11 protein-coding genes and 1 tRNA gene are annotated in these 12,302 nt (G+C 41.4%); 5 read left to right on the top strand and 7 right to left on the bottom strand.

Annotated elements, in window-relative coordinates:
* Positions 1-198: 198 nt before the first annotated feature.
* The 4 genes from MK396_RS03440 to MK396_RS03425 form a co-directional block, all read right to left on the bottom strand.
* Positions 199-284, bottom strand: a tRNA-Leu gene (locus MK396_RS03440).
* A gap of 85 nt (positions 285-369) precedes the next feature.
* Positions 370-945 carry a cysteine hydrolase family protein gene (locus tag MK396_RS03435; RefSeq protein WP_268723662.1) on the bottom strand — a complete coding sequence of 192 codons (576 nt, stop codon included), beginning with the start codon at positions 943-945 and terminating at the stop codon, positions 370-372.
* Positions 945-1,733: a GTP-sensing pleiotropic transcriptional regulator CodY gene (gene codY, locus MK396_RS03430; RefSeq protein ID WP_000940727.1), complete on the bottom strand. Its 789-nt coding sequence runs from the start codon at positions 1,731-1,733 to the stop codon at positions 945-947. Before codY ends, MK396_RS03435 begins: the two co-directional genes overlap by 1 nt.
* Before the next feature lie 282 nt (positions 1,734-2,015).
* Positions 2,016-3,578 carry a DEAD/DEAH box helicase gene (locus MK396_RS03425; RefSeq protein WP_268723661.1) on the bottom strand — a complete coding sequence of 521 codons (1,563 nt, stop codon included), beginning with the start codon at positions 3,576-3,578 and terminating at the stop codon, positions 2,016-2,018.
* Positions 3,579-3,927: 349 nt separating this feature from the next.
* Between MK396_RS03425 and MK396_RS03420 the strand changes: the two genes are divergently transcribed.
* From MK396_RS03420 to MK396_RS03400, 5 genes are all read left to right on the top strand, one after another.
* Positions 3,928-5,244: an FAD-containing oxidoreductase gene (locus MK396_RS03420; RefSeq protein WP_095726184.1), complete on the top strand. Its 1,317-nt coding sequence runs from the start codon at positions 3,928-3,930 to the stop codon at positions 5,242-5,244.
* 602 nt (positions 5,245-5,846) lie between these two features.
* A complete protein-coding gene (locus MK396_RS03415) occupies positions 5,847-6,602 on the top strand; it encodes a hypothetical protein (protein WP_095726185.1) in 756 nt (251 codons plus the stop codon).
* A 296-nt stretch (positions 6,603-6,898) separates the two neighbouring features.
* On the top strand, positions 6,899-8,242 hold the full coding sequence (murT, locus tag MK396_RS03410) for a lipid II isoglutaminyl synthase subunit MurT (protein ID WP_247954440.1): 1,344 nt from the start codon (positions 6,899-6,901) through the stop codon (positions 8,240-8,242).
* Positions 8,242-9,024, top strand: a complete 783-nt coding sequence (gatD, locus tag MK396_RS03405; protein ID WP_070799947.1) for a lipid II isoglutaminyl synthase subunit GatD — start codon at positions 8,242-8,244, stop codon at positions 9,022-9,024. Before murT ends, gatD begins: the two co-directional genes overlap by 1 nt.
* A 127-nt stretch (positions 9,025-9,151) precedes the next feature.
* Positions 9,152-10,234 carry a M24 family metallopeptidase gene (locus MK396_RS03400; RefSeq protein ID WP_084881423.1) on the top strand — a complete coding sequence of 361 codons (1,083 nt, stop codon included), beginning with the start codon at positions 9,152-9,154 and terminating at the stop codon, positions 10,232-10,234.
* 40 nt (positions 10,235-10,274) lie between these two features.
* On the opposite strand, the gene MK396_RS03395 is transcribed toward MK396_RS03400, so the two are convergent.
* The 3 genes from MK396_RS03395 to truA are packed head-to-tail and all read right to left on the bottom strand — an operon-like array spanning position 10,275 to position 12,226.
* On the bottom strand, positions 10,275-10,736 hold the full coding sequence (locus tag MK396_RS03395; RefSeq protein WP_268723660.1) for an ECF transporter S component: 462 nt from the start codon (positions 10,734-10,736) through the stop codon (positions 10,275-10,277).
* Entirely contained in the window at positions 10,714-11,487 is a 774-nt protein-coding gene (locus MK396_RS03390; protein ID WP_268723659.1) for a bifunctional hydroxymethylpyrimidine kinase/phosphomethylpyrimidine kinase, read from the bottom strand. Before MK396_RS03390 ends, MK396_RS03395 begins: the two co-directional genes overlap by 23 nt.
* Positions 11,477-12,226: a tRNA pseudouridine(38-40) synthase TruA gene (gene truA, locus MK396_RS03385; protein WP_268723658.1), complete on the bottom strand. Its 750-nt coding sequence runs from the start codon at positions 12,224-12,226 to the stop codon at positions 11,477-11,479. Before truA ends, MK396_RS03390 begins: the two co-directional genes overlap by 11 nt.
* Positions 12,227-12,302: the final 76 nt, after the last annotated feature.

Raw genomic sequence — 12,302 nt, 5'->3', positions numbered from 1 at the left:
TTTATACAACTTTAACTAAACCTATTAGCATCCATTACTCGATGATCTTTCATATAAGACTTTTTACTGTTACTTTCTATCTATATTATAGCACTATTTATAAAGAAAAAGAAAAAACAAGAAAGGTAGACCTCTCTTGTTGAATAGTCACAATATAAGCTAACAAAAAAGAGCTAGCCAAAGCTAACTCTTACCCTATGCGGAGAGAGGGACTTGAACCCTCACGACCTAAAGCGGTCACAGGATCCTTAGTCCTGCGCGTCTGCCAATTCCGCCATCCCCGCGTCGATTACTTTACTAGTATATCAACTTTCAAAATCTTTGTCAACACTTTTTTTCAGATTTTTTTCATTTTTCCAACCAAGGGAATTATTCTTGGATTTCAGCCAAATTTTCATCCAGCAACTTGGCTCCCAAAGTGTTCTTAAAATGACCAAGAGCAAACTGATGATTTTCTGGCCAAATAGAGGCAACTGCAGGCTTGACAATCTCGATTTGATAACCTAAATTATAGGCATCAATAGCCGTATGAAGAACACAAATATCAGTCAGGACTCCAGTTAGGATGACCGTATCAACCCGACGTTCCCGCAAACGGATATCTAGGTCCGTTCCTGAAAATGCTGAATAGTGACGTTTGTCCATCCAAAAGACACGACTATCTGCCTCATGCTCAGCATAAAAATCAGCTAGGGGGCCATAAAGGTTACGACCACTAGTTCCGATGATGTTGTGTGATGGAAAGAGCTTGCTTTCTGGGTGGAATGTATCCTTCTCTTCATGGGCATCAATGGTGAAAAAGACATAGTCTCCACGATCAAAAGCTAATCTGGTTACTCGATTAATTTCCTCTGATATGGCTTGGGCAGGTGCCCCTGCAGTCAGCTTTCCATGGTCTGCTACGAAATCCTCTGTATAGTCAATCGAGATTAAAGCCTTTGCCATTAGTAGTCCCTCTTTTTCACTTCCTCAAAAATATCACCAATTAGAACTTTGAGATAAGTCCCCTTCATTCCTAGTGAACGGCTTTCAATGATTCCCGCTGACTCCAATTTCCGAAGCGCATTGACAATCACTGAGCGCGTAATGCCAATACGATCTGCAATAACTGATGCAGTCAATTGTCCTTCATTTCCATCCAATTCAGCTAAAATAGCTGATACGGCACGAAGTTCTGAATAGGAAAGGGTGTTGACCGCCATGGTAACAGCCGTACGACGGCGAATATTTTTCTCATCTTCTTCACGTTGGAAGTTCAAGAGTTGAATCCCTACCACCGTGCTCGCAATTTCAACAAGAATCAAATCTTCATCTTCAAATTTCTTATCATTGCGCCAAATAATCAAGGAACCTAGGCGAATCCCTGATACATGAATCGGAGCAATGGTCGTCAAACCATCTGGAAAGTCCGCACGACTCTCTACAGGGAAAATGGTCAAATCATGTTCAACAGGAAGGTTGGCTTCCGTATCATAGATCATGTTTGCACCTTGAATATAATCATCTGGAAAAATCTTAGTTTGAAAAAACTGTTCTACACGATCTGTATTCGTTTTATAACGCATGAAGTAGCCTAAAAGGCGTCCCTTGCTATTCACAATACAAGCGTTACAATCAATAATATCTGCCAACTGGCGTGTAATCGCATTGTAAGGAAGTTCATCTTGAAGTTGCTCTTCTGAGCGTTTTAGAATAGACGTGATTTTTCTTGTTTTTTCTAATAAATGTGCCATTTTTTACCTCGCATATAATCGCTTCCATTATAACATAGAAAAGTCCTTATTTCAATAATTATCTGAAAATTGCTTATTTAATTACAATTTTGAACAGCAAAAATATTTTAGAAAAAAAGCGATTTTTTTATTGACATCCTATTTTATTTTTGATATTATAACATTATAAGAAGATGACATGATAAATCCCTTTCCGTTTCACCTATCCTTTACTATCACCATCTTCTTTTACTATCGGTCTCCTTATATATAAAAGCGATTCACATTGTGAATCGCTTTTTTCTATTTGTCTCCTTTGTTACGAATAACAAAGCCGGTCTTCTTTTCGCTTGAAGTGTTGCGAGGTTTTTTATTGTCTTTATTACGGTAACGTCTGTCTTTATCAAAACGATCGTTTCCACGACTGCCTTTCTTGAAGTCATCACGGCGACCACGATCTCGACGGTCGTCTCCACGACGGCCTCCTCGACCTCCCTTACCTTTGCTACCAAAGCCATTACCTGATGGTTTAAATGGCAGTGGTTTTTCACGCGCAATCTCCACTTCTGGAAGGCTGTCTGGATCTTGGACTGTCAGACTCAAGATATACATAGCCAATTCTTCTGGACTAAATTCAGTGGCTAACTTACGAGCATCTTTAGCAAATTTCTCAAAGTTGCCACGAATTGCTTCGTCTGCGAAGTCACGTTCGATTTTCTTAAGCGCTACTTGTTTCTTAGCTTGGAAGGCTTCTTCTGCTGTCGCTGGTTTCAAGCCTTTCATTCGTTTCTTAGTCAAGTTTTCAATGATTTGAAGGTAACCCATTTCATTTGGTGCTACGAAAGTAATAGATTGACCTGACTTACCAGCACGACCTGTACGACCGATACGGTGAACATAGCTTTCAGGATCTTGTGGAATATCGTAGTTGTAGACATGGGTCACACCTGAAATATCCAAACCACGCGCTGCCACGTCTGTCGCAACTAGAACATCAAGATTCCCATTTTTAAAATCACGAAGGACACGAAGACGTTTGTTTTGGTCTAGGTCTCCATGAATTCCTTCAGCACGGAAACCACGGATTTTCAGACCACGAGTCAATTCATCTACACGGCGTTTGGTACGACCAAATACAATAGCAAGTTCTGGTTGTTCTACATCCATGAGACGTGTCATGGTATCAAATTTTTCTTGTTCCTTAACACGGATATAGTATTGGTCAACTAGTTCTGTTGTTAATTCCTTGGCAGCAATCTTGACATGCTCAGGGTCTTTCATAAACTGAACACCGATACGTTTGATCGCATCTGGCATGGTTGCTGAAAAGAGCAAGGTTTGACGATTTTCAGGGACACGGGAAATGATGGCTTCGATGTCTTCAAGGAAGCCCATGTTGAGCATTTCGTCCGCTTCATCAAGGATCAGAGTTTCAATGTCTTGTAATTTCAAGGCCTTGCGTTTAATCAAGTCCAAGAGACGACCTGGTGTTCCTACCACAATGTGAGCACCAGATTTAAGGGCTTTGATTTGTTTTTCAATGCTGGAACCACCGTAAACTGAGCGAACTTTCACACCCTTGCTACGACCAAAGCGAAAGAGTTCCTCTTGGCTTTGGACAGCGAGTTCACGAGTTGGAGCGATGACCAAGGCTTGGATGGTCGCTTCTTCTGTACGGATTTTTTCAAGGGTTGGCAAGCCAAAGGCTGCAGTTTTTCCTGTACCTGTCTGAGCTTGACCGATAACGTCTTTTCCTTCGAGAGCCAATGGAATGGTCTGTTCTTGGATAGGACTGGCTTCTACAAATCCAGCTTTTTCAATCTCTGCTAGCAATTCAGCAGACAAGTTAAATTCATTAAATTTCACGTTATTCTTCTTTCTAAAGGTGGTGCGAAGCCACCCTATAGGGCTTTAGTTTATACTTTTCTTTTCATGACGTATCTTCTACAAAAAAGAGATACCGTGTTGCTTCTTTTCCACGAAAGAAAAGTACGAGTTTCTTTGCAACCTATCTAGTATAACACAAGAGAGAAGCAAAAGATAGTAGAATTCTTTAGGAAAATCATGTAAACGATTTTCTAACAGTAAAGTGGCCTGAAACTGGTTTTTCAAAGGATTTGAAGGGAGCATTTCAAACTCACTCCATTTCCCGTAGCAGATTTGTGCAAAAAGTGTTTTCTTATGCTAGAATGAAAATCGAATAGGAGGACTATAAATGTTAACATATGATTTAATCGTTATCGGATTTGGTAAGGCTGGGAAAACACTAGCTGGTAAATTAGCTTCAGCTGGCAAAAAAGTTGCCCTTATCGAACGTAGTAAGGCTATGTACGGCGGAACTTGTATCAACATTGGTTGTATCCCAACTAAAACCTTGCTAGTTGCTGCTGAGAAAGATTTGTCTTTTGAAGAAGTCATTGCTACCAAAAATACCATCACTAGTCGCCTCAACGGTAAAAACTATGCGACTGTTGCTGGTACAGGCGTGGATATCTTTGATGCGGAAGCTCACTTCCTTTCAAACAAAGTCATCGAAATCCAAGCTGGTGATGAAAAACAAGAACTGACTGCTGAAACTATCGTTATCAATACCGGTGCCGTTTCAAACGTCTTGCCAATCCCTGGACTTGCTACAAGTAAGAATGTCTTTGACTCGACTGGTATTCAAAACTTGGACAAATTGCCTGAAAAACTTGGTGTCCTTGGTGGCGGAAATATCGGTCTTGAATTTGCAGGTCTTTACAACAAACTTGGAAGCAAAGTTACAGTCCTAGATGCCTTGGATACTTTCCTACCTCGTGCAGAACCTTCCATCGCAGCTCTTGCTAAACAATACATGGAAGAAGACGGTATTGAATTGCTTCAAAACATCCGTACTACTGAAATCAAAAACGACGGTGACCAAGTCCTTGTCGTAACTGAAAACGAAACTTACCGTTTCGATGCCCTTCTCTACGCAACTGGACGTAAACCAAACGTAGAACCACTTCAACTTGAAAATACAGATATTGAACTAACTGAACGTGGTGCTATTAAAGTAGACAAACATTGTCAAACAAACGTTCCTGGTGTCTTCGCAGTTGGAGACGTCAACGGTGGTCCTCAATTTACCTACATCTCACTTGATGACTTCCGTGTTGTCTACAGCTACCTTGCTGGAGATGGCAGCTACACTCTTGAAGACCGTCTCAATGTGCCAAACACCATGTTCATCACACCTGCACTTTCACAAGTTGGTTTGACGGAAAGCCAAGCAGCTGATTTGAAACTTCCATACGCAGTGAAGGAAATCCCTGTTGCTGCCATGCCTCGTGGTCACGTAAACGGAGACCTTCGCGGAGCCTTCAAAGCAGTTGTCAACACTGAAACAAAAGAAATTCTTGGAGCAAGCATCTTCTCAGAAGGTTCTCAAGAAATCATCAACATTATCACTGTTGCCATGGACAACAAGATCCCTTACACTTACTTCACAAAACAAATCTTCACTCACCCAACCTTGGCTGAGAACTTGAATGACTTGTTTGCGATTTAAGTTGAGACTGATTTGTTAGCTAACAGCCCTCGTCGGGCTGTTTTTGCTTCTACGAAATCTCAAATCTGTCTTTTCTTTCTTTTATGATAATATCCAAACTTTACTTAGCAGTCCTAATTATATATTGAGTCTCAGGTCACTCTTTCAAATATCAGCAATACATATGACTTTGAATAACTCGCTTCAGCTCATCGTTTTATGGGTAATTTAAAAAGTATATTTTGCAATGATTGTTTCATGCCTAATTAATAAATTATCCACTCTTTGCGCGGGTCGTATGTGTATTTTCATCGTTTGTGGAAAGGTTTTACCGTTTGCAAATTGATGGCTAAGTCGATATATTTTTTCTTCTCAAATATTTTCCAAATCATTTAATCTTTTTAAAGATAAGAATTACTTTCTAATCAATCAAAGGATACTTCAAATTTCTTCATTCTTGATAATATGAGCAATACCCTGCAAAATGTTTAAACTTTATCATTGTAAAAAATATCGAAAGAAATCCCATATTACATTAGTATATATTTGGTATGGGATGAAATTGACTTTCGAAAACATTAACGATATAATGTCTGTAAACAAGAAATAATGAGGTAACGATTATGAATAAAACAGAATTACTGTTACAAAGACTAGATGATATTGGTCAGTCTCTAAAAGATTCTAGACAAGCACTAGCTTTGCTGGCACTTGGTTCTTGCGGAGTAGAAAGAGACCGATTGGATCAATACTCAGATTTGGATTTTTTTGTTATTGTAAAAGATGGCTACAAGCAGGCCTATATCCAGGATCTAACTTGGTTAAGTAATCTAGAACCAATTGCATTTCACTACCAAAATACAGTAGACGGACATAAAGTTCTATTTGAAGATGATGTTTTTTGTGAATTTGCTGTCTTTGAAGCTCATGAACTAGTAAACATTCCCTTCGCTGAAGGCAAGATTATCTGGAAGGAGGTCGGTTTTGATGAAACAATCTGCCGGCCACAAAGATTGCCATCAAAAGAAAATAGAGACCGCGAATGGCTGTTGGGAGAAATTTTATGCAACCTATATATAGGACTAGGTCGCTATCAACGAGGGGAAAAATTGGCTGCTTATGATTTCATCCAAAACAGATCCGTCAAGCTTTGGACCGAACTAATCAATTTGGAAAAAACTTCTAAATCTGATTTTATAGATATTTTTAACAGCAACAGAAGATTTGAAAAAGGTTATCCAAACGAGGCCAAACAATTGCCTCACTTTTTGCAAGGTTACGAACGAATTTCTGAATCTGCTCAGGCACTCCTAGAATATCTTGATAAACACTATCCTCTTAACGCATTTATAAAAGAAAAAATTCGTAATTTATTATAAAAGAGACTTTCCAAAAAATGATCTAAATCCCAAAAGCTAGGTATCTTTGTCAGTTATAATGGATTAATGAAATTTTAAAACCTGTAGGGGATAATCGATGTCCTCTCCTTTCTTATGTTCAGAGTGAGAAAGATTTATTTCTTAAAGTTGCCAAAGTTATCAAATCCAAAGATATTGTATTTGATTGGTTTGGTTTAATCAGAACCTAAAAAGCACTTCTAAGGTTACTTCTTTAGTTGATCTTAGAGGTTACTTTAGTTATTGGACTGCTGGGCGCAGTATGATATAATAGAAACATGAAATTAAAAACTACTTTGGGCCTCCTAGCTGGGCATTCATCTCACTTCATCTTGAGCCGTCTTGGCCGTGGAAGTACGCTCCCAGGAAAACTCGCCCTTCATTTTGATAAAGATATTTTACAAAATCTAGCTAAGAACTACGAGATTGTCGTGGTCACTGGAACCAACGGGAAAACCCTGACAACTGCCCTCACTGTCGGCATTTTAAGAGAAGTTTATGGTCAGGTTCTGACCAATACTAGTGGTGCCAACATGATTACAGGGATTGCAACAACCTTCCTAACAGCCAAATCTTCTAAAACTGGGAAAAACATTGCCGTCCTCGAAATCGACGAGGCCAGCCTATCTCGTATCTGTGACTATATCCATCCTAGTCTTTTTGTCATCACCAATATCTTCCGTGACCAGATGGACCGCTACGGTGAGATTTACACGACTTATAACATGATTTTGGATGCTATTCGAAAAGTTCCTACTGCTACTGTCCTCCTTAACGGTGACAGTCCACTTTTCTACAAGCCTCCAATTCCAAATCCTGTTCAGTATTTTGGTTTTGATTTGGAGAAAGGTCCAGCAAAACTTGCTCACTACAATACCGAAGGAATCCTCTGTCCTGACTGCCAAGGCATCCTCAAATATGAACTCAATACCTATGCCAACTTGGGGTCCTATATCTGCGAAAATTGTGGCTGCAAACGACCTGACTTGGACTACCGTCTGACAGAACTGGTTGAGTTGACTAACAATCGCTCCCGCTTTGTCATTGACGGGCAAGAATACGGCATTCAAATCGGTGGACTCTATAATATCTACAATGCCCTTGCTGCGGTTGCCATCGCCCGTTTCCTCGGTGAAGATTCGCAACGGATCAAGCAAGGATTTGACAAGAGCCGTGCTGTCTTTGGACGCCAGGAAACCTTCCATATCGGTGATAAGGAATGTACTCTCGTCTTGATTAAGAATCCAGTCGGTGCAACTCAGGCTATCGAGATGATTAAACTAGCGCCTTATCCATTTAGCCTTTCTGTCCTTCTCAACGCCAACTATGCTGATGGGATTGATACTAGCTGGATCTGGGATGCGGACTTTGAACAAATCACTGACATGGACATTCCTGAAATCAACGCTGGTGGTGTCCGTCATTCTGAAATCGCACGTCGTCTACGAGTGACAGGCTATCCAGCTGAGAAAATCACTGAAACAAGCAGTCTGGAACAAGTTCTCAAGACCATTGAGAACCAAGACTGCAAGCATGCCTATATCCTGGCTACTTATACTGCTATGCTTGAATTCCGCGAACTGCTGGCTAGTCGTCAGATTGTTAGAAAGGAGATGAACTAATGGTTTATACTTCACTTTCCTCAAAAGCTGGCAACTACCCTTATCAGCTCAACATTGCCCACCTCTATGGAAACCTCATGAATACCTACGGGGACAATGGAAACATCCTCATGCTCAAGTATGTGGCTGAAAAATTGGGGGCACATGTGACGGTTGACATCGTTTCTCTCCATGATGACTTTGATGAAAATCACTATGATATTGCCTTTTTCGGTGGCGGTCAAGACTTTGAACAAAGCATCATCGCAGGCGACCTTCCTGCTAAAAAAGAGAGCATTGACAACTACATCCAAAACAACGGAGTAGTTCTAGCCATCTGCGGTGGTTTCCAACTATTGGGGCAATATTATGTTGAGGCTTCAGGGAAACGCATAGAAGGGCTAGGGGTCATGGGCCACTACACCCTCAACCAGACCAACAACCGCTTTATCGGTGACATCAAGATTCACAATGAAGATTTTGATGAAACCTACTATGGCTTTGAAAATCACCAGGGACGTACCTTCCTCTCAGATGACCAAAAACCGCTGGGACAGGTGGTCTATGGAAATGGAAACAACGAGGAAAAGGTCGGCGAAGGGGTTCATTATAAGAATGTCTTTGGTTCCTACTTCCACGGACCTATCCTCTCTCGCAATGCCAATCTAGCTTATCGCCTGGTTACTACTGCCCTCAAGAAGAAATACGGTCAGGATATCCAACTCCCTGCCTATGAGGACATCCTCAGTCAAGAAATCGCTGAAGAATACAGTGATGTGAAAAGCAAGGCTGACTTTTCTTAAACCAAAGAAAACCATATCAAAGAACTCCCCTATCTTGTCGGAGTTCTTTTTGCCTGTTCTTTTACCCTTCTCTCTTGCATTTTCTCTCTTTTTTTGCCAAAATAGAGGGGTAGAAAGAAGGTAGCATATGTCTAAATTACAACAAATCGTAACATATCTTGAATCAGAAAAACTAGACGTCGCTGTCGTATCTGACCCCGTCACTATTAATTACCTCACTGGCTTTTACAGTGATCCCCATGAACGCCAAATGTTCCTCTTTGTTCTAGCAGATCAGGAACCCCTCCTCTTTGTCCCAGCCCTTGAAGTGGAGCGTGCAAGCAACACTGTCTCTTTCCCAGTTGTGGGCTATGTGGATTCTGAAAATCCATGGCAAAAAATCAAAAATGCTTTGCCTCAGCTTGACTTCAAACGTGTTGCTGTTGAGTTTGACAATCTCATCTTGACAAAATACCATGGTTTGAAAACAGTTTTTGAAACTGCTGAGTTTGAAAACCTCACTCCTCGCATCCAACGTATGCGCCTCATCAAATCAGCTGACGAAGTGCAAAAAATGATGGTTGCAGGTCTCTATGCTGATAAGGCTGTAAAAGTTGGTTTTGACAATATTTCTCTTGATAAAACTGAGACAGACATCATTGCCCAAATTGACTTTGCCATGAAACGTGAAGGCTATGAAATGAGCTTTGATACCATGGTCTTGACTGGTGATAACGCTGCAAATCCGCACGGAATTCCTGGTGCAAACAAGGTCGAAAAAGACGCCCTTCTCCTCTTTGACCTCGGTGTCATGGTCAATGGCTACGCATCAGATATGACTCGTACTGTCGCTGTCGGTAAACCAGATCAATTCAAGAAGGATATTTACAACTTGACTCTGGAAGCCCAACAAGCTGCTCTTGACTTTATCAAGCCAGGTGTGACTGCACATGAAGTTGATCGCGCTGCTCGCGAAGTCATTGAAAAAGCTGGTTATGGAGAGTACTTCAACCACCGTCTCGGTCACGGTATCGGTATGGATGTCCACGAATTCCCTTCTATCATGGAAGGAAACGACATGGTCATCGAAGAAGGCATGTGCTTCTCTGTTGAACCAGGTATCTATATCCCTGGTAAAGTCGGCGTTCGTATCGAAGACTGTGGTGTTGTTACCAAGGATGGCTTTGACCTCTTTACAAGCACCAGCAAAGATTTGCTTTATTTTGATTAAATCTAGACAAGCAAAAAGTCAGCTATTGAAGCTGACTTTCTTATTTTATCTTCTTGACACTCTGAAAGACTACAAATCCCACAACCATTCCCAAGGTATTTTGTAGGAAGTTTGGAAGGATTTCTGGCAAGGCTGCTGACCAGCCATTCATTAGAGTTGAGCCCAGAGCGTAGCCACTTACCATGACGATAGTAGCCAAGACAAGGCCTAGCCATTGCCATTTCCCTTTAAAACCTGCAAAAAATCCTTGCAATCCATGGTTTACCAAGCTAAAGAACATCCACTGTGGAAAGCCTGATAAAAGGTCAAGCAGAAAAGCTGCTAGTCCTCCAACGACGGCCCCTTCTTTACTGCCAAAGTAAAAGGCAGTAAAGAAAATACCTGCATCCAAGAGAGTCAATATTCCTGTTGGCGTTCCAATTTTCAAGTAATAACCTAGAACCACAGAAAGGGCGGTTAAGAGGGATACAAGGGCGATTTTAGTTGTTTTGGTTTTCTTCATATTGTCTTACTCCATATTGATCTGCTTGTGCAATAGCACGGTAAACGAAAGCTTTCGAGCTCTCTACTGCTGGTAAAAGTTCATCCCCTTTAACCAAGTGACTGGCGATGCTTGAGGCAAAGGTACATCCTGCACCCGCATTTTGGCCTTGAATGACTGGGTTTTCTAGAACAGTGAAAGTTTGTCCATCATAAAAGACATCCACTGCCTTGTCCTGACTGAGGCGATTGCCTCCCTTGATAATAACTGCTGGCGCTCCTAAATCATGCAATTTCTGCGCTGCAGTTTTCATATCTTCCAATGTTTTGATCTCTTGACCCGCTAACAATTCTGCTTCAGGAAGATTTGGCGTAATCACACTGACATGAGGAAAAAAACGAATCAACTCTTGGCAGAGCTCACTAACAGCCACGTCGTGCGTTTCCTTGCAGACCATAACGGGGTCCAATACCACAGGCACTCCTGAACGTTGCTTGATAAAGTCCAAGGCCTTCTCAGCCACACTGACAGTAGGGAGAAGGCCAATCTTAATCCCTGCAAACTCGACATCACGCATGCTATCCAATTCATGTTGAAAAATGGCATCGTCAGTTGGAAAGACTTCAAACCCCTTCTCTGTCAAGGCCGTCAAACAAGTCACTGCAACAAAGCCATGCAAGCCGTTCAAGGTATAGGTAGCCAAATCAGCTGACAATCCACCGCCACTAAAAATATCATTCCCAGAAAGGGCTAAAATACGATTATTCTTCATAACGAATCTCCTTTAAATACAAGCCATTTGGTGCCGCCGTTGGACCTGCTAGCTGCCTGTCCTTCTTCTCTAAGATGAGGTCAATCTGCTCAACTGGCATCCGATTATTTCCGATTTTGAGCAGCGTCCCCACCATATTGCGAATCTGCTTATACAAGAAACCATTTCCTGAAAAGGTAAAAGTCAAAAACTGCCCTGTCTCATCAATCCTAAGACTGGCTTCTGTAATGGTCCGAACCTTGTCCTCCACACTAGTCCCAGAAGCTGTAAAACCAGTGAAATCGTGGGTTCCCTCTAGCTTTTTGATGGCCGCCTGCATCCGTTCCACATCAAGTGGATAAGGAAAGTGAGTGGTATAGTGACGACGCATAGGATTTTTGGGACGCCCCCTATCCACGATAAACTCATAGGTCTTGCTATGCTTAGCATAACGGCAATGAAAATCATCTGCCACAATATCAATCAAAATCACATCGATATCTTCAGGAGACTGGGTATCTAGAGCAAAACGGAGTTTTTCCTCATCCATCTGATAGGGCAGGTCAAAATGAATAACCTGTCCCAGAGCATGGACCCCACTATCAGTCCTACCAGCACCGTGTACAGTGATGGCTTGTCCTTTATTCAGTTTCGTTAAGGTTTTTTCGATTTCCTCTTGAACGCTCCGCGCATGAGGCTGCCGCTGAAAACCAGCAAATGCATACCCGTCATAGGAAATGATTGCTTTATATCTTGTCATAACTTCTATTTTATCAGGAAATAAAAGTGTAAACAAGTTTAAAAAACAATAATTGTCTGGGTACAAAATTCCCAAA

Source organism: Streptococcus oralis, assembly GCF_026782235.1.
GTDB lineage: Bacteria > Bacillota > Bacilli > Lactobacillales > Streptococcaceae > Streptococcus > Streptococcus oralis_CC.
Note: the sequence above shows the minus strand (reverse complement) of the source record. Positions and strands in the feature narration are given on the sequence as shown.